Origin of the sequence: Pseudomonas fragi, from assembly GCF_025426255.1 — a bacterium.
GTDB classification, from domain to species: Bacteria; Pseudomonadota; Gammaproteobacteria; order Pseudomonadales; family Pseudomonadaceae; genus Aquipseudomonas; species Aquipseudomonas kulmbachensis.
In genome coordinates this window covers 4,635,001-4,651,714 of sequence record NZ_CP104861.1, presented here as the reverse complement: position 1 = coordinate 4,651,714, position 16,714 = coordinate 4,635,001, and the positions used below count along the sequence as shown (strand labels likewise).

Sequence of the window (16,714 nt, the reverse complement as noted above, 5' to 3'; positions counted from 1 at the left end):
ACCATGTTGATTATTCTGTTGGGTATGTTGGTGGGTGTGGTGCTCGGATTGACGGGGGCCGGTGGCGGCATTTTGGCTATCCCGGCACTGACCCTGGGGCTGGGTTGGACCCTGGCGCAAGCCACACCGGTGGCATTGCTGGCGGTCGGTACGGCTGCGGCATTGGGCGCCCTGGATGGTCTGCGTAAAGGGTTGGTGCGTTACAAGGCCGCCGCATTGATGGCGATTGTGGGCTCGACGACCTCGCCGATCGGGCTTCACCTCGCCAGAATGATGCCCGCCAGGGTGCTGGTTTTGATGTTTAGCGCGGTGATGATGTTCGTCTCGGTGCGTATGTTTTTGCAGGCCAGAGCCGATGCGCGTGATGACGGCAGCATGGGGGCAATAGAAAAAAACTGCATGCTCAACCCGGCTACCGGGCGGCTGACCTGGAATGCTCGCTGCAGCATGACGCTGGTGTCGATTGGCGCCACCTCGGGTCTGCTGACGGGCTTATTGAGTGTGGGTGGCGGATTTTTGATCGTGCCTGCGTTTCGCAAATTCAGTGATGTGCGCATCCACGCCGTGGTGTCCACCTCGCTGATGGTGGTGGCGTTGGTATCGCTGGGCACATTGGGCAACCTGATGAGCCAGGGCGTAAGCCTGTCGAGTGAAGGCGTGGTGTTTATCGCGGCAACCCTGGCCGGGATGATTGCCGGCCGAGTGATTGCCCCCAAGGTTTCGGCCCAATGGCTACAGCAAGGCTTCGCGGCACTGTGCGCCGCGATCGGCCTGTTGATGCTCGCTAAAGTGGTCCTGTAGAGGCGTTACGGACTCCCGTAGCAGCTGCCGAGGAACGAAGGCTGCGTTCGGCGGCGAAGCCGTCGTAAAACCTGAGGTCGCGGTCTACCAGTTAAACTGTGGGCTCAGGTTTTACGATTGCTTCGCAATCGAACGCAGCCTCGTTCCTTCGGCAGCTGCTACAGGGCTTTCGCTCTGTTGAGGCAGCAGGCGCTCTCCAGATCCTTGAGAATCGGGCAGTCAGGGCGATGATCGCCCTGGCAGTTCTCGACCAGATCCTGCAGCGTGTCGCGCAGGCTGGTCAGTTCGGTAATCTTTTGATTCAACGCATCAATATGCTGGCGCGCCAGTGCCTTCACATCGCTGCTGGCGCGCTGGCGGTCTTGCCAGAGGGTCAGCAGCTTGCCGACTTCTTCCAGCGAAAACCCAAGGTCACGCGAGCGTTTGATAAACGCCAGGGTGTGCAGGTCGTCGTTGCTGTAAAGGCGGTAGCCGCTGTCACTGCGACTGGCGGGTTTGAGCAGGCCGATGGACTCGTAATAACGAATCATCTTGGCGCTCAAGCCGCTGTGTTTGGCGGCCTGGCCGATATTCATGACAGTTGCCTCCTTATTCAAGATCCTTGGGTTTCCAGAATTTGAGCAACAACGCGTTGCTGACCACGCTGACGCTGGAAAAGGCCATTGCCGCGCCCGCCAGCACCGGATTCAAAAAGCCGAAGGCGGCCAGTGGAATGCCGATTACGTTGTAGATAAACGCCCAAAACAGGTTTTGCCGGATTTTGGCGTAGGTCTTGCGGCTGATTTCCAATGCCGCAGGCACCAGTCGCGGGTCGCCGCGCATCAGGGTGATGCCCGCCGCATGCATTGCCACATCGGTGCCGCCGCCCATCGCGATGCCAATATCGGCCGCTGCCAGTGCCGGGGCATCGTTGATGCCGTCGCCGACCATCGCCACTACACCGGTTTTCTTCAGCTCAGCCACGGTTGCGGCCTTGTCGGCGGGCAACACTTCGGCGTGGACATCGGTAATCCCCAGCGCCTCGGCAACCACCTTGGCGCTGCCACGGTTGTCGCCGGTCAGCAGGTGGCTGCTGATGTGGCGTGCATTGAGCTGCTCGATGGCCGACAGGGCGCCCGGTTTCAGCGTGTCACCAAAGGCGAACAGGCCCAGCACTTGCGGTTGCGGGCTTTGCTCGATCAGCCACGACAGGGTACGACCTTCGGTTTCCCAGGCCTGGGCAGATTCGGCCAGCGACCCCGGGTTGAGGCCGGTTTCTTCCAGCAGACGGCGGTTTCCCAGTGCCAGGCGGCGGCCCTCCAGAGTGCCGGCAATGCCGCGTCCGGTCAGCGATTGGCTGTCGATCACATCCGGTACATTCAGACTGCGTGCGGCGCAGACATCCAGAACGGCTTTGGCCAGCGGGTGTTCGCTACCGCGTTGCAGGGCTCCCGCGGCTTGCAGCAAGTGCGCCTCATTACCGTCGAGTGCGCTGAAGTGGGCAATTTGCGGGGTGCCGGAGGTCAGGGTGCCGGTCTTGTCGAAAACCACGGCACTGACTTCGTGGGCGCGCTCGAGGGCTTCAGCGTCCTTGATTAAAATCCCGTGGCGAGCGGCGACACCGGTGCCGGCCATGATTGCGGTAGGGGTCGCCAGGCCTAGAGCGCAAGGGCAGGCGATAACCAATACCGCCACGGCGTTGATCAGCGCGGTTTCGATGGGGGCACCATAAAGCCACCAGCCGAGCAGCGTGGCGAGGGCGATCAGCAGTACCACGGGGACGAATACCTGGCTGACTTTATCCACCAGTTTCTGGATCGGCGCCTTGGCTGACTGCGCGTCTTCGACCAAGCGGATGATTCGCGCCAGTACGGTTTCAGTGCCCAGAGCCAGGGTCTTGATGATCAATCGGCCTTCGCCATTGATGGCGCCGCCGGTGACTTTATCCCCAGGCTGTTTCGGCACCGGCAGGCTTTCGCCGCTGATCAGGGCTTCGTCGGCATGGCTCTGGCCTTCAACCACTTCGCCATCCACCGGGAAGCGTTCGCCGGGTTTGACCAATACCAGATCATTGAGGCGCAGGTCGCTGATGGCAACGTCTTGTTCCTGTCCGTCGATCACGCGCAAGGCCCGTTCCGGGCGCAGGGCTTCCAGGGCGCGGATGGCGCTGGCAGTCTGGCGTTTGGCGCGGCTTTCAAGGTATTTGCCCAGCAGCACCAGAGCGATCACCACCGCCGAGGCTTCGAAATACAGATGCGGCATGCTGCCGGGCTCGGCGATGGCCCACTCATAAAGGCTCAGGCCATAGCCGGCGCTGGTGCCCAGAGCAACCAGCAGGTCCATATTGCCCGCACCGGCTTTGACGGCTTTCCAGGCGGCGACATAAAAGCGCGCACCGAGAATGAATTGCACCGGGGTAGCGAGCAGAAACTGGGCCCAGGCAGGCAGCATCCAATGCACGCCAAAAGGCGCGAGCAGCATCGGCAGTACCAGCGGCAATGCCAGCACAATGGCCAAGGTCAGCGCCCAGCGTTCGCGGTGCAGGCGTTTTTGCTGATCGTCTTCAGTGGCTTTTTCGGTTTGGTGCACGCTGGCGCCATAACCGGCCTGGCTGACAGCGTTTATCAGCAAACTTGTATCGACCTGGCCGAGTAGCTCGACATGGGCACGTTCTGTGGCGAGGTTAACGCTGACGCTTTTGACCCCCTGCACCTTGGCCAGGGCCTTTTCGACCCGCCCCGCACACGAGGCGCAGGTCATGCCGCTGATGTCCAGTTCCAGGCTATGGGCGGGCACGCTGTAACCTGCCTGATGCACGGCTTCGACCAATGCCGGCAAACTGTCCACAGGCGCTTCGATACGTGCCTGTTCAGTGGCCAGATTGACGCTCACTGAGCGCACGCCAGGGACTTTGGTCAGGGCTTTTTCTACACGCCCTGCGCAACTGGCACAGGTCATTCCATCAATCGGCAGATCGAATTGGGTGGGCACGAGCAGTCCTCCTCAAGAAGTTATCTATCCATAGAATCGACCTTGACCCCATGGGAAGGTCAAGGCTTCTTGCTGTTCGTTATCGCCCGCTCAATATTCCAGTTTGGCAGGCTTGAGGTACATGCCTTGTTTACCCAGGGCGATGCGGTATTTACGTACGTCACCGGCCTTGAGGGTGAATTGCTGTGCGGGTGGGACCAGCATGCCTGGCAAGCAACCGGGAGCTTGCCCGGGCAGCAGCTTGAGGCGGATATCGACGCTGGCCGCCGGCAAGTTAAAGGACAGCGCCTGCTCCTGAAACAATCGCCCGGCCAGTTGATCGTCGATATACACGCCGACCTCGCAGTTGGTCGGCACTTCAAGGCGCTCGCGAGAAATGATCAGCACGCCGTAGTCCTGATCGGCATTTGCCCACAGCGGCAAATTGGCAAGAGCCAAAAGGCTGACTAGGCTCAAAGCGGTCCAGCGCATGGCTAGGTATCCTGTTTTCAATCGCAAGGCCTGCAGCTTGGCCGAGCAGGGGATGGATTGCCAGTAAGCGAGTAAAACAACGGGCTTGACCTTGCCACAGTGGCAAGGTCGAAGCTTTAGTCATCACTCAGATAGGAGGCTTGATCATGCAAACGTTCAAAGTAGACGGTATGACCTGTGGTGGCTGTGTGGCTGCGGTGACCCGTGCGGTGCAGGCTGTGGATAAAGACGCGAAAGTCGACGTGGACCTGGCGAGCAAAACCGTCAAGGTGGACAGCAAGGTGTCGCCTTTGCAGATTATCGACGTGATCACCAATGCCGGGTTTGAAGCGCGTACAGCGCACTGATGTTGCGTAGCAGCTGCCGAAGGAACGAGGCTGCGTTCGGCGACGAAGCCGTCGTAAAACTTGCGTTCGCCTTCTATTCAGTTAAACGGCGGGTTCAGGTTTACGAGCGCTTCGCACTCGAACGCAGCCTCGTTCCTTCGGCAGCTGCTACAGGGATTTGTATCAAGCACTAAATATTTATTAGCTAGCTATCTTTATGTTCAAGTTCAGTATCCGCGGCTAGACTATCGGGCTGCACTAATTGCAGCACGATCTGGATACCTGATGAACCTTAGAACGATTCTGATTCTTGGCGCCTTGAGCGCTTTCGGTCCCCTGGCGATCGACTTTTATCTGCCTGGCTTTCCGGCGATGGCGCAAGCCTTTGCAACAGATGAGCAACATATTCAGCTCACGCTGGCGGTCTACTTTTTGGGCTTGTCCATCGGCCAACTGGCCTATGGCCCGATTGCTGACCGTTTCGGTCGACGCATTCCGCTGCTGGTGGGGGTTGGCCTGTTTACGCTGGCATCGTTGGCTTGCGCGTTTGCCCCAACTCTGGAATGGCTGATCGGTGCCCGATTCGTTCAGGCACTGGGTGGTTGCGCGGGTATGGTGCTGTCGCGGGCAATTGTCAGCGACAAGTGTGATGCTGTGGGTTCGGCCAAGGTCTTTTCGCAATTGATGCTGGTGATGGGGCTGGCCCCGATCCTGGCGCCGATGCTCGGTGGTGTGCTCGTCAACCTGCACGGCTGGCAATCGATTTTTATCGTATTGACCGGGTTCAGTGCCCTGGCCGCCCTTGCCGTGGCGTTGGGCTTACCGGAAAGCCTGCCGGCCAATGTACCGCGTCAGCCTCTGTCGGGAGCGTTGCGCCAATATGGTCGTTTGCTCAAGGACGGTGAATTTCTGGGGCATGCGCTCACCGGGGGGATCGCTATGGCCGGGATGTTTGCCTACATAGCCGGTTCGCCTTTCGTCTTTATCAAACTCTATGGCGTACCTGCCGAGCATTACGGTTGGCTGTTTGGCAGTAATGCTGCGGGCTTCATTCTGGTGGCGCAGGTTAACGCCCGCTTACTGGCCAAGCGCGGTCCGGCTTTTTTGCTGGCGCGTACGGTGTGGGTCTATCTGGCGGCGGGCCTGGTGTTGCTGGGGATCAGTGCGCTGCACACGGAGCAATTGTGGCCGCTGTTGATTCCGCTGTTTATCTGCATCGCCAGCTTGGGCTGCATCATTCCCAATGCTTCAGCCTGTGCCATGAGCGGGCAGGGCGCGCGAGCCGGTAGTGCTTCGGCGATGCTTGGCTGTTTGCAGTTCAGCGTGGCTGCGGCTGCAGCTTCATTGGTGGGTGTGTTGCACGATGGCAGCGCGATGCCGATGGCGCTGGTCATTACGTTATGCGGGGTTTTGGCTGTGGCTATCGCGATGGCGACCCGGCGTTTGTACACCGCCCGGATCGCCGCAGAGCAGTCGACCTGATTCAGCCTGCCAAACGTTCGGGCAGCCTGTGCGGGGCTTGCAGGCGAGATTGCAACTTATCCACAAAGGCACGGGCCTCGGATTCGCTACGAAAGTTAACGGCTTGCTGGTCGATTTGAACTTGCCATTGGCAGTCAGGGGATCTTGCTAACGCTTTTATCAGGATTTTCATTACGGGCCTCCTTCAGTTCGCAAAGGAGGCCAGTGTATGCCGAAATACTTGGGTAAATATGTCAGGGGTCAAGTCTCTGACTGACGGTTGAACGTTGGCCGCATCAGTCCCCTGACAGTTTTTTCAGAACCCCTCGAGCACAATTTTGCCTTTGGACTTACCGCTTTCCAGCAGTGCATGGGCGCGGCGCAGGTTGGCGGCGTTGATGGTGCCAAAGTGCTCGCCGACGGTCGTGCGCAAGGTGCCAGCATCGATCAGCTCGGCGACGCGATTGAGCAAGCGATGTTGCTCGATCATGTCCGCAGTCTCGAACAGCGAACGGGTGTACATGAACTCCCAGTGCAGTGACAGGCTCTTGCGCTTGAGCTTGGTGATATCCAGCGCCTTGGGATCGTCGATCAGCGCAAGTTTGCCTTGTGGTGCCAGGGCTTCGACCAACTGATCCAGATGCTGATCGGTTTGGGTCAGGCTGGCAACGTGGGTGACGGCGTTGATGGCGTGGCGCTTGAGTTCTTCGCTCAACGGCTGGCTGTGGTCGACAACAAGATCGGCACCCAGCTCGCGGACCCAGGTTTGGGTTTCAGGACGTGATGCGCTGCCAATCACCTTGAGTGCGGTCAGTTGGCTGGCCAGTTGCGTCAGGATCGAACCGACGCCCCCTGCCGCGCCGACAATCAGCAGGCTTTGCTGCTCATCGGTTTTGCCCTCGGTTACGCCAAGGCGCTCAAACAACAGTTCCCACGCGGTGATGGCAGTCAGCGGTAACGCTGCAGCCTGGGCGAAGTCGAGGCTTTTTGGCATGTGCCCGACGATCCGCTCATCAACTACGTGGCGTTCGCTGTTGGCCCCGGCACGGGCAATGGAGCCTGCGTAAAACACCTTGTCGCCAACTTTGAACAGGCTGACATCGCTGCCGACAGCCTTGACCACCCCGGCGACATCCCACCCCAGTACTTTTGCGCAGGCGCCTTCGGGCTGTACGTTCTGGCGGACTTTGGTGTCCACCGGGTTAACGGAAATGGCTTTGACCTCGACCAGCAAATCGCGCGGACCGGCAACCGGCTCAGGCAATTCGATGTCTTGCAGGGCCAGCGGGTCTTGAATGGGCAGCGAATGGTAGTAGGCGACAGCTTTCATGGGACATCTCCTGAAAATGGGTAAGAATCTGGTGATGATGATTAGCTATTTATCAGAATGATAAAACCGGCTAAAACAGCAGTCTCTTTCAATATTTTTTTGATAATGGCCGAGTGAGTCCTGGATGCTGCGTTTCGATGACCTGCAACTGTTTGTTCGCGCCGCCGATTTGGGCAGCCTCTCTGCCGCCGCACGGGTGATGGACATGTCGCCCGCAGTGGCCAGTGCGGCACTCAAGCGGATAGAGGCACAGTTGGGTGCGCGACTGCTGGCGCGCTCTACCCGTAGTTTGCGCCTGACAGCTGAGGGCGAAGGTTTTCTCGAGTATGCCCGTACGGCGCTAAGTAGCCTGGATGAAGGGCGGCGTTTATTGGCGCGTGGGCAAGATCAGGTCAGCGGTGTGTTACAGCTGTCGGCACCGTCCGACTTCGGGCGTAATTTGTTGCTGCCCTGGCTGGATGAATTTCAGCGTGAGCATCCGCAACTGACGGTGCGGCTGTTACTCGGTGACCGGATTGCCGATCTGTTTCGCCAGCCGGTGGATATTGCCTTGCGCTATGGCGAGCCGGAGGACTCCAGCCTGGTGGCATTGCCGGTGGCGCCGGACAATCGCCGGGTGCTGTGTGCATCTCCCGCCTACCTGGCGCGCAAGGGTGAGCCGCATCAGCTCGAGCAACTGCTGCAACACAACTGCCTGCTGTACATGCTCGGCACGCGGGTCCACGACCATTGGCAATTCAATGATGGCAAGCGCGAGTTGGGGCTGACGGTGAGTGGCAATCGTTTTAGTGACGATGCCGATGTGGTGCGCCTGTGGGCGGTGGCCGGGGAGGGCATTGCCTACAAGTCGTGGCTGGATGTGGCGGGGGATGTGACAGCAGGCAGGCTCAAGGTGCTATTGCCTGAACTGTTGTGCGAACGGGCTCCGCTCAATTTGCTCTGTGGTCATCGTGCGCAGTTGAGCAAACCGGTGAAGCTGCTGCGCGACATGCTCAGTGAGCGATGTAGGGCGTTATCTAGAACCCTGTAGATACTCTGTTCCAGGTCAAGCCCCTTGTGGGAGCGAGCCTGCTCGCGAAGAGCATTCGCGAGGAGGCTCGCTCCTACGCTTGAAGTATCCCTGCGGCAGCGGCTACAGGTCTGATCGGTTGGTATTAAGGCTTGACCAACCGCGCATCCAGGCTGTTTTGCGCCAGGCGTTTGGCCTGGTCCTGGGTCATGCCCAGATCGGTGTACAGCGCATGGAAGTTCTCGGTCATGTAGCCGCCGAAGTAGGCCGGATCATCGGAGTTGACGGTAACTTTCACGCCGCGCTCAAGCATGTCGAGAATGTTGTGCTGCGACATGTGATCGAACACGCAGAGCTTGGTATTGGACAACGGGCACACGGTCAACGGGATCTGCTCGTCGATGATGCGCTGCATCAGGCGCTCATCTTCAATGGCGCGTACACCGTGATCGATGCGCTGGATTTTCAGCAGATCCAGGGCTTCCCAGATGTATTCCGGTGGGCCTTCTTCACCTGCGTGGGCAACGGTCAGGAAGCCTTCATGGCGTGCCCGGTCGAATACGCGCTGGAACTTGCTCGGCGGGTGGCCCATTTCTGAACTGTCGAGACCAACGGCGACAAATGCATCGCGAAATGGCAGTGCCTGATCGAGGGTTTTTTCCGCTTCTTCTTCACTCAAGTGGCGCAGGAAGCTCAGGATCAGACCGCTGGTGATACCCAGTTGCTGCTCGCCATCCTTGAGTGCACTGGCGATGCCGTTGAGCACGACTTCGAACGGAACACCGCGGTCGGTATGGGTTTGCGGGTCGAAGAAGGGTTCGGTGTGAATGACGTTCTGTGCCTTGCAGCGCAACAGGTAGGCCCAGGTCAGGTCGTAGAAGTCCTGAGAGGTGCGCAGTACGTCCGCCCCTTTGTAATAGAGGTCGAGGAATTCTTGCAGGTTGTTGAAGGCGTACGCCTTACGCAAGGTTTCAACGTCGTTCCAGGGCAACGCGATCTTGTTGCGCTCGGCCAGCGAGAACAGCAACTCAGGCTCCAGAGAACCTTCAAGGTGCATGTGCAGTTCAGCTTTTGGCAGGGCGTTCAGCCAGTCATACATAAAAAATCTTCTCATCAAATCGGGTACAGATGGCGACATTCTACAGGCGGGAGGTGACACAAGTGAAAATCCCCCCGCCATTTGTCGCAGACCGCTTACCAGGGAATAGTCTGACCCTTGTAGTCGATAAAGTGATGGCCGCCTTTACCGGCAAAGACTTTGACCTGTTCAACCAGGCCGCGGGTGCTGGTTTGTACATCAATGTCGGCACCTTCGCCGCCCATATCGGTTTTTACCCAGCCCGGATGCATGGACAGCACGGTTGGATTGTTGTCACCCAATTCGTAGCGCACAAAGGTGTTGGTCATTGAGTTGAGCGCTGCCTTACTGGCCTTGTAGAGGGCCATCTCGGGGGCATCAGGGTGAGTGACGCTGCCGAGTACCGAACTCATAAATGCCAGGACACCACTGTCTTTTCGGACTTTGCTGACAAATTCGCGGGCCAGGTTGATTGGAGCCACGCTGTTGGTGAAAAACAACTGCCCCACTTCGGCCAGCGTGGCATTGCCCGACAGTTGATCATCCGGGCCTTTGACGCCGGCATTGATAAACAGCAGGTCGAAAACGTCGCTGTGCAACGTATTGCTCAATGCTTTGATGGCCTGCTTGCTGTCCATGTCCAGTCGCTCGATGCGTACCGGCCCCAGGGCTTTCAGTGCTTGCGCTTTACTGGGATCGCGGACTGTCGCCGTGACGGTCCAGCCATCGGCGAGCAGCTCTTTGACCAGACCCAGGCCCAAGCCACGTGAAGCTCCGATGATCAGTGCGTGTTTTGCTGTCATGAGTAGCGTCCTATAGAACGGTGATGGGGGTTGGTTAAAAAGCGTACAAGTGTGTCAAGCGCACACGGCACAAGGGCTGCAGCGGTATGTGCTCAGGTTATCCACAGGTGGGTGCACAGTGCCTGTGGGCAACTATTGATGCAGGAAAATAGCACTTTTATTCGTCAGCCTTAAAGGCGTGGCGGTGTAGCAAAATTCTGCCGCGACTGAGGTCGGCCAGTTGCTGTTGCGCAAGAACAATCTGTTCTTCGGCTAATGCCAGTCGCAGGTCAACGCCATTGGCGGTGAATGCCTCGTCGATGACCAAGCCGTTCAGTTCGGCCAGGCGCAGCTTTACCAGTGCCAGCTCGCTGAAGCTGCACGAACAGTTGAGCGCTACCCGGCTGACCAAAGGCAGTTTTTCGGCGCTTTGCAGGCATTTGTTCGCGCCGCCGCCATAGGCGCGAGCCAGTCCGCCGGTGCCGAGCTGGATACCGCCATACCAGCGGATGACCAGCACGGCGACCTGGTCGCAGTCCTGGGCCTCAATGGCCGAGAGTATCGGGCGTCCTGCTGTGCCGCCGGGCTCGCCGTCATCGCTGCTGCGGTATTGATCCCCAAGCTTCCAGGCCCAGCAATTGTGCGAAGCATTCAGGTCACTGTGCAGCTCGATAAAGTCGAGAGCTTGTTGGGCGCTGGTGATAGGCGCGGCAAAGGTGATAAAGCGGCTTTTACGGATTTCTTCGCGGTATTCGCAAAGTCCCGTGAGGGTAGAAGACATGTCGGTTCCAGGCTCAGGCAGTGGGCGTCAGGCCGCAGCCTTTGAGAATGATGCGAGTCAGGTTGTCACTGGCCACTTGCATGTCCTGTTTGGTCAGGTGCGTGCGGCCTGATACGCGGCAAATCTGGGTCGAAAAGTCGGCGTAATGCTGGGTGCTGCCCCACAGCAGGAAAATCAGGTGTACCGGGTCGACCGGATCCATCTTGCCAGCGTCGATCCAGGCTTGAAACACCGCCGCTCGACCTTGAAACCAGGCTCTGTAGTCTTGAGTGAAGTACTCGGTCAGACAGGCCCCGCCGCTGATGATTTCCATCGCAAATACACGCGAGGCCTGGGGCTGTCGGCGTGAGAACTCCATCTTGGCGTGAATGTACTGAGTCAGTGCTTGAGCCGGGTCATCTTCAGCGGTCAGGGCATTAAAAGTGCTGTCCCATAATTCGATGATATTGCTCAGAACAGCGATATACAGCCCCAGCTTGTTGCGGAAGTAGTAGTGCAGATTGGCTTTGGGCAGCCCAGCGCCAAGGGCGATGGCATTCATGCTTGCGCCTTTGAAACCATAACGGGCAAATTCATCCTCGGCGGCCTTGAGAATGGCCTGTTCGTTTTTCTGGCGAATACGACTGGGAGGCTTGCCATCATGGGCGGGGACTTCAAAGGTCATGGGCGTTCCAGGCAATCTGTGGGTGTAGCGAAGTTTTTCACGTTAGCGCGTCGCTTCCAGGCTCTCAAGAAAACTTTCCAGTACCAGATGCGGGCGACGACCTTTACGCGTGACGGATGCCAGGCTCAAATCATAAAAGCGCGTTTTGGCTTTAAGTGCTCGTAGTCTGCCCTGCTGAACCCACAGGCTGGCGTAATGGTCGGGCAAGTAACCAATATAGCGCCCGGTCAAAATCAAAAAAGCCATGCCTTCGCGGTCTGAAGCGCTGGCGGTGCAGTTGAGCGCTTGATAGTGAGCCTGAATATCGGAGGGCAAGCGGAAGGTGGGAGCGATGGCGTCTTGATCATTGAGCCGCGCATCCTCCAACTGCCGGTCGTCGACATAAAACAGCGGATGGCCCACTGCGCAATACAGCAGGGAGCGCTCGCTATAGAGCGGCTGATATTCCAGCCCGGACAAGGTGCTGGCCTGCGGCACAACGCCCACATGCAGACGCCCGTCGAGTACCCCTTGTTCTACTTCGTGGGGCGAGATCATGCGAATGTGGATTTGCACATCGGGGCCGCGCTCCTTGAGCTGGGCCAGAGCATGGGTGATGCGCATATGGGGCAGGGTGACGAGGTTGTCGGTCAGGCCAATGGTCAGTTCGCCGCGTAAATGCTGGTGCAGGCCGTTGACCTCTGTACGAAAACTTTCGAGCGCGCCGAGTAACTGCAAAGCTGACTGATAGACCTCGCGGCCTTCTTCTGTCAGCGAAAAGCCCGCCCGCCCACGTTGGCAAAGGCGCAAACCCAGGCGTTGCTCAAGATCACTCATCTGCTGGCTGATGGCTGAGCGCCCGATGCCCAGCACGGTCTCAGCCGCCGAGAACCCACCGCACTCCACGACACTGCGGAAAATACGCAGTAATCGAATATCAAAGTCGCTGACCTGGGCCAGTGCATCCGGACGACGGCTGCTCATAGTTTAGTGAACGCCTAACTAAAGGTTAGAAGAGTTGGATTTCATCGACTTTATAGGCGTGGCAATTTAGGTGCAACAACGCTTTCAACATCCCACGCCGCTTTTGCCTTGCGAGGTTTTGCTGATGAACATGCCCGAGAATGCCGAATTGAACGTGACCAGCCAGCTAAAGCTGGATGCTCACTGGATGCCTTACACCGCCAACCGTAACTTCCATCGTGACCCACGTTTTATCGTGGCCGCCAAAGGCAGTTATCTGACGGACGATAAGGGTCGGCAAATTTACGATTCACTGTCTGGTCTTTGGACTTGCGGTGCAGGGCATACCCGGACGGAAATCCAGGAAGCAGTGGCCAAGCAATTGGGCACCCTCGATTATTCTCCGGCGTTCCAGTACGGCCACCCATTGTCCTTCAAGCTGGCAGAGAAAATTACCGAGCTGACGCCGGGCAATCTCAATCACGTGTTCTTCACCGACTCGGGTTCGGAGTGTGCGGACACTGCAGTGAAAATGGTGCGTGCTTACTGGCGCCTGAAAGGCCAGTCGAGCAAAACCAAGATGATTGGTCGTGCTCGTGGTTATCACGGTGTGAACATCGCGGGCACTAGCCTGGGTGGTGTAAACGGCAACCGTAAATTGTTCGGTCAGGCGATGATGGACGTTGATCATCTGCCGCATACGCTGCTGGCGAGCAATGCGTTTTCTCGCGGCATGCCGGAGCTGGGTGGGATTGCTCTGGCCGATGAGCTGCTCAAACTGATCGAACTGCACGATGCCTCGAACATTGCAGCGGTGTTTGTGGAGCCGATGGCCGGTTCTGCCGGTGTTCTGGTTCCGCCGCAGGGTTATCTGAAACGTCTGCGTGAAATCTGCGATCAACACAACATCCTGTTGGTGTTCGATGAGGTGATTACCGGGTTTGGTCGTACAGGTTCGATGTTCGGTGCTGACAGCTTCGGTGTGACACCTGACTTGATGTGTATTGCCAAGCAAGTCACTAACGGTGCGATCCCTATGGGCGCCGTGATTGCGACCAGCGAGATTTATCACACGTTCATGAATCAACCGACGCCTGAGTACGCGGTTGAATTCCCGCATGGCTATACCTACTCGGCTCACCCAGTAGCGTGTGCTGCCGGTCTTGCTGCGCTTGATCTGCTGCAAAAGGAAAACCTGGTGCAGAGCGTGGCTGAAGTCGCGCCGCATTTTGAGAATTCGCTGCATGGTTTGAAGGGCGTGAAGAACGTCATCGATATTCGCAACTATGGCCTGGCAGGTGCGATTCAGATTGCACCGCGTGATGGCGATGCAATCGTGCGTCCATTCGATGCTGCGATGAAGCTGTGGAAAGCCGGTTTCTACGTGCGCTTTGGTGGAGACACCTTGCAGTTCGGGCCAACCTTCAACAGCAAGCCGCAAGAGCTTGATCGTTTGTTCGATGCTGTCGGCGAAGCTCTGAACCAGATCGACTGATCCTTCTATATAGAAGCGACACTAATTGCATTCACCCAGGCGCGCAGCGTTCGCGCCTGTGGACAACTTTTCTGGAGCATCCATGAGCACCATTCAACACTTGATCAATGGCGAACTGCTGAACGACTCCGGTCGTACCGCTGACGTGTACAACCCGTCGACCGGTAAAGTGATTCATCAGGTTCCATTGGCCAGCCGCGAGACCATTCAACAAGCTATTGATGCAGCCAAGGCCGCATTTCCGGCGTGGCGCAATACGCCTCCGGCCAAGCGTGCCCAGGTGATGTTCCGTTTCAAGCAATTGCTGGAGCAGAACGAAGCGCGGATCTCGCAGTTGATCAGCGAAGAACATGGCAAGACCCTGGAAGACGCAGCGGGTGAATTGAAGCGTGGTATCGAGAACGTCGAGTACGCCTGTTCAGCTCCTGAAATCTTGAAGGGCGAATACAGCCGCAACGTAGGGCCGAACATTGATGCCTGGTCGGACTTCCAGCCACTGGGCGTGGTTGCGGGCATTACGCCTTTCAACTTTCCGGCCATGGTTCCGCTGTGGATGTATCCATTGGCGATCGTGTGCGGTAACTGTTTCATTCTTAAGCCGTCGGAGCGTGATCCAAGCTCGACGCTGTTGATTGCTCAATTGTTGTTGGAAGCCGGGTTGCCAAAAGGCGTGATGAACGTGGTGCACGGCGACAAGTCTGCTGTGGATGCACTGATCGAAGCGCCAGAAGTCAAAGCACTCAGCTTTGTAGGTTCAACGCCGATCGCCGAGTACATCTACGCGGAAGGCACCAAGCGCGGAAAGCGCGTGCAGGCACTGGGCGGGGCGAAGAACCATGCGGTACTGATGCCGGATGCGGACCTGGATAACGCAGTCAGCGCATTGATGGGCGCGGCGTATGGTTCGTGCGGTGAGCGCTGCATGGCCATTTCGGTGGCTGTGTGTGTGGGCGATCAAGTGGCAGATGCCTTGGTGGCTAAACTTGTTCCGCAAATCAAGGCGCTCAAAATCGGTGCGGGTACTTCGTGCGGTCTGGACATGGGGCCATTGGTCACTAGCCAGGCGCGTGACAAGGTCAGCGGCTATGTCGATGATGGCGTGGCGGCAGGTGCCGAGCTGGTGGTAGATGGTCGTGGCCTGAGCATCAAGGATCATGAAGAAGGCTTCTTCCTGGGTGGCTGCCTGTTTGATCGCGTCACCCCTGAGATGCGTATCTATAAGGAAGAGATCTTCGGTCCGGTGCTGTGCATCGTACGGGTCAAGAGCCTGGAAGAGGCGATGCAACTGATCAATGATCACGAGTACGGGAATGGCACCTGCATTTTCACTCGTGATGGTGAAGCGGCTCGTTTGTTCTGCGATGAGATTGAAGTCGGGATGGTGGGGGTTAACGTTCCGCTGCCAGTACCTGTGGCATACCACAGCTTCGGCGGGTGGAAGCGCTCGTTGTTTGGCGACCTGCATGCTTACGGCCCGGACGGCGTGCGCTTTTACACGCGTCGCAAGGCGATTACTCAGCGCTGGCCTCAGCGGGCCAGTCATGAGGCATCGCAGTTTGCCTTCCCGAGTCTGTAAAGCTAACGGTAGCGCTATATAGAAGAAGAGAGGCCAGCCGTCAGGCTGGCCTCTGCTTTTAGGGCGCTTTTAAGCGCTATATGACAGAAATGTGAAACAAGTGCTTGACCCAGAATTCTAACGGCCTATAATTCGCCCACTTCCGGCGCAGTCGAAACGGAAAACTCCTTGAGTTTCAATGAGTTGGATTGGTTTTCGGCAGTGTCAGCTTCAAGTCATCGAAGCAGGAAATGAGGTGTTGACAGCAGCGTGTAACGCTGTAGAATTCGCCTCCCGCTAACGAGAGATCGAAAGCGCAAGTGGTTGATGTTACAAAGGAAACTTTGAAAACATCTTAAAATAACCGCTTGACAGCAACAGAGGCTGCTGTAGAATGCGCGCCTCGGTTCAGCGAAAGCTAACCAACCGCTCTTTAACAACTGAATCAAGCAATTCGTGTGGGTGCTTGTGGAGTCAGACTGATAGTCAACAAGATTATCAGCATCACAAGTTACTCCGCGAGAAATCAAAGATGTAACCAACGATTGCTGAGCCAAGTTTAGGGTTTCTTAAAAACCCAAAGATGTTTGAACTGAAGAGTTTGATCATGGCTCAGATTGAACGCTGGCGGCAGGCCTAACACATGCAAGTCGAGCGGTAGAGAGAAGCTTGCTTCTCTTGAGAGCGGCGGACGGGTGAGTAATACCTAGGAATCTGCCTGATAGTGGGGGATAACGTTCGGAAACGGACGCTAATACCGCATACGTCCTACGGGAGAAAGCAGGGGACCTTCGGGCCTTGCGCTATCAGATGAGCCTAGGTCGGATTAGCTAGTTGGTGAGGTAATGGCTCACCAAGGCTACGATCCGTAACTGGTCTGAGAGGATGATCAGTCACACTGGAACTGAGACACGGTCCAGACTCCTACGGGAGGCAGCAGTGGGGAATATTGGACAATGGGCGAAAGCCTGATCCAGCCATGCCGCGTGTGTGAAGAAGGTCTTCGGATTGTAAAGCACTTTAAGTTGGGAGGAAGGGCAGTTACCTAA

16 protein-coding genes and 1 rRNA gene (1 of these 17 cut by a window edge) are annotated in these 16,714 nt (G+C 57.3%); 7 read left to right on the top strand and 10 right to left on the bottom strand.

Annotated features, from left to right (window positions below):
• Positions 1–3 precede the first annotated feature (3 nt).
• Positions 4–801: a sulfite exporter TauE/SafE family protein gene (locus tag N7D90_RS21490; RefSeq protein WP_261739859.1), complete on the top strand. Its 798-nt coding sequence runs from the start codon at positions 4–6 to the stop codon at positions 799–801.
• Between the two features lie 158 nt (positions 802–959).
• Here the strand turns inward: N7D90_RS21490 and cueR are convergent, their stop codons facing one another.
• From cueR to N7D90_RS21475, 3 genes are all read right to left on the bottom strand, one after another.
• On the bottom strand, positions 960–1,376 hold the full coding sequence (gene cueR / locus N7D90_RS21485; RefSeq protein ID WP_261739858.1) for a Cu(I)-responsive transcriptional regulator: 417 nt from the start codon (positions 1,374–1,376) through the stop codon (positions 960–962).
• A gap of 13 nt (positions 1,377–1,389) precedes the next feature.
• Complete coding sequence (locus N7D90_RS21480; protein ID WP_261742504.1) at positions 1,390–3,738, bottom strand: heavy metal translocating P-type ATPase; 2,349 nt, start codon at positions 3,736–3,738, stop codon at positions 1,390–1,392.
• A 123-nt stretch (positions 3,739–3,861) separates the two neighbouring features.
• Positions 3,862–4,242, bottom strand: coding sequence for a hypothetical protein (locus tag N7D90_RS21475; RefSeq protein ID WP_261739857.1), 381 nt, complete (start codon positions 4,240–4,242; stop codon positions 3,862–3,864).
• A 146-nt stretch (positions 4,243–4,388) separates the two neighbouring features.
• On the opposite strand from N7D90_RS21475, the gene N7D90_RS21470 reads away from it, so the two are divergent.
• Positions 4,389–4,589 carry a heavy-metal-associated domain-containing protein gene (locus N7D90_RS21470; protein WP_261739856.1) on the top strand — a complete coding sequence of 67 codons (201 nt, stop codon included), beginning with the start codon at positions 4,389–4,391 and terminating at the stop codon, positions 4,587–4,589.
• A gap of 264 nt (positions 4,590–4,853) precedes the next feature.
• Positions 4,854–6,050, top strand: coding sequence for a multidrug effflux MFS transporter (locus tag N7D90_RS21465; protein WP_261739855.1), 1,197 nt, complete (start codon positions 4,854–4,856; stop codon positions 6,048–6,050).
• Position 6,051: 1 nt separating this feature from the next.
• On the opposite strand, the gene N7D90_RS21460 is transcribed toward N7D90_RS21465, so the two are convergent.
• Entirely contained in the window at positions 6,052–6,222 is a 171-nt protein-coding gene (locus N7D90_RS21460) for a hypothetical protein (RefSeq protein WP_261739854.1), read from the bottom strand.
• A gap of 123 nt (positions 6,223–6,345) precedes the next feature.
• Positions 6,346–7,359, bottom strand: a complete 1,014-nt coding sequence (locus tag N7D90_RS21455; RefSeq protein ID WP_261739853.1) for a zinc-binding alcohol dehydrogenase family protein — start codon at positions 7,357–7,359, stop codon at positions 6,346–6,348.
• A 124-nt stretch (positions 7,360–7,483) separates the two neighbouring features.
• Here N7D90_RS21455 and N7D90_RS21450 point away from each other — a divergent pair, with 124 nt between their 5' ends.
• Positions 7,484–8,389, top strand: a complete 906-nt coding sequence (locus tag N7D90_RS21450) for a LysR family transcriptional regulator (RefSeq protein WP_261739852.1) — start codon at positions 7,484–7,486, stop codon at positions 8,387–8,389.
• Between the two features lie 124 nt (positions 8,390–8,513).
• On the opposite strand, the gene N7D90_RS21445 is transcribed toward N7D90_RS21450, so the two are convergent.
• The 5 genes from N7D90_RS21445 to N7D90_RS21425 form a co-directional block, all read right to left on the bottom strand.
• Positions 8,514–9,467: an adenosine deaminase gene (locus N7D90_RS21445; protein ID WP_261739851.1), complete on the bottom strand. Its 954-nt coding sequence runs from the start codon at positions 9,465–9,467 to the stop codon at positions 8,514–8,516.
• A 95-nt stretch (positions 9,468–9,562) separates the two neighbouring features.
• The gene (locus N7D90_RS21440; protein ID WP_261739850.1) at positions 9,563–10,249 is read right to left on the bottom strand and encodes an SDR family oxidoreductase; all 687 of its coding nucleotides are present in this window, start codon (positions 10,247–10,249) and stop codon (positions 9,563–9,565) included.
• Between the two features lie 157 nt (positions 10,250–10,406).
• Complete coding sequence (locus tag N7D90_RS21435; RefSeq protein ID WP_261739849.1) at positions 10,407–11,009, bottom strand: IMPACT family protein; 603 nt, start codon at positions 11,007–11,009, stop codon at positions 10,407–10,409.
• A 13-nt stretch (positions 11,010–11,022) separates the two neighbouring features.
• Complete coding sequence (locus tag N7D90_RS21430) at positions 11,023–11,673, bottom strand: TetR/AcrR family transcriptional regulator (RefSeq protein WP_261739848.1); 651 nt, start codon at positions 11,671–11,673, stop codon at positions 11,023–11,025.
• 42 nt (positions 11,674–11,715) lie between these two features.
• On the bottom strand, positions 11,716–12,636 hold the full coding sequence (locus tag N7D90_RS21425) for a LysR family transcriptional regulator (RefSeq protein WP_019825763.1): 921 nt from the start codon (positions 12,634–12,636) through the stop codon (positions 11,716–11,718).
• Positions 12,637–12,760: 124 nt separating this feature from the next.
• On the opposite strand from N7D90_RS21425, the gene N7D90_RS21420 reads away from it, so the two are divergent.
• The 3 genes from N7D90_RS21420 to N7D90_RS21410 form a co-directional block, all read left to right on the top strand.
• Positions 12,761–14,110: an aspartate aminotransferase family protein gene (locus N7D90_RS21420; RefSeq protein ID WP_261739847.1), complete on the top strand. Its 1,350-nt coding sequence runs from the start codon at positions 12,761–12,763 to the stop codon at positions 14,108–14,110.
• A gap of 82 nt (positions 14,111–14,192) precedes the next feature.
• Positions 14,193–15,686: a CoA-acylating methylmalonate-semialdehyde dehydrogenase gene (locus N7D90_RS21415; RefSeq protein WP_261739846.1), complete on the top strand. Its 1,494-nt coding sequence runs from the start codon at positions 14,193–14,195 to the stop codon at positions 15,684–15,686.
• Positions 15,687–16,254: 568 nt separating this feature from the next.
• Positions 16,255–16,714: ribosomal RNA gene (locus N7D90_RS21410) — 16S ribosomal RNA — on the top strand (it continues 1,077 nt past the right edge of the window).

Excerpts from the sequence above, each read along its gene's own strand:
- N7D90_RS21460 (WP_261739854.1), bottom strand. The coding sequence starts at position 6,222 with ATGAAAATCCTGATAAAAGCGTTAGCAAGATCCCCTGACTGCCAATGG.
- N7D90_RS21475 (WP_261739857.1), bottom strand. The coding sequence starts at position 4,242 with ATGCGCTGGACCGCTTTGAGCCTAGTCAGCCTTTTGGCTCTTGCCAAT.
- N7D90_RS21490 (WP_261739859.1), top strand. The coding sequence starts at position 4 with ATGTTGATTATTCTGTTGGGTATGTTGGTGGGTGTGGTGCTCGGATTG.
- N7D90_RS21445 (WP_261739851.1), bottom strand. The coding sequence starts at position 9,467 with ATGTATGACTGGCTGAACGCCCTGCCAAAAGCTGAACTGCACATGCAC.
- N7D90_RS21430 (WP_261739848.1), bottom strand. The coding sequence starts at position 11,673 with ATGACCTTTGAAGTCCCCGCCCATGATGGCAAGCCTCCCAGTCGTATT.
- N7D90_RS21480 (WP_261742504.1), bottom strand. The coding sequence starts at position 3,738 with ATGACCTGTGCCAGTTGCGCAGGGCGTGTAGAAAAAGCCCTGACCAAA.
- N7D90_RS21420 (WP_261739847.1), top strand. The coding sequence starts at position 12,761 with ATGAACATGCCCGAGAATGCCGAATTGAACGTGACCAGCCAGCTAAAG.
- N7D90_RS21455 (WP_261739853.1), bottom strand. The coding sequence starts at position 7,359 with ATGAAAGCTGTCGCCTACTACCATTCGCTGCCCATTCAAGACCCGCTG.
- N7D90_RS21465 (WP_261739855.1), top strand. The coding sequence starts at position 4,854 with ATGAACCTTAGAACGATTCTGATTCTTGGCGCCTTGAGCGCTTTCGGT.
- N7D90_RS21425 (WP_019825763.1), bottom strand. The coding sequence starts at position 12,636 with ATGAGCAGCCGTCGTCCGGATGCACTGGCCCAGGTCAGCGACTTTGAT.
- cueR (WP_261739858.1), bottom strand. The coding sequence starts at position 1,376 with ATGAATATCGGCCAGGCCGCCAAACACAGCGGCTTGAGCGCCAAGATG.
- N7D90_RS21435 (WP_261739849.1), bottom strand. The coding sequence starts at position 11,009 with ATGTCTTCTACCCTCACGGGACTTTGCGAATACCGCGAAGAAATCCGT.
- N7D90_RS21415 (WP_261739846.1), top strand. The coding sequence starts at position 14,193 with ATGAGCACCATTCAACACTTGATCAATGGCGAACTGCTGAACGACTCC.
- N7D90_RS21470 (WP_261739856.1), top strand. The coding sequence starts at position 4,389 with ATGCAAACGTTCAAAGTAGACGGTATGACCTGTGGTGGCTGTGTGGCT.
- N7D90_RS21450 (WP_261739852.1), top strand. The coding sequence starts at position 7,484 with ATGCTGCGTTTCGATGACCTGCAACTGTTTGTTCGCGCCGCCGATTTG.
- N7D90_RS21440 (WP_261739850.1), bottom strand. The coding sequence starts at position 10,249 with ATGACAGCAAAACACGCACTGATCATCGGAGCTTCACGTGGCTTGGGC.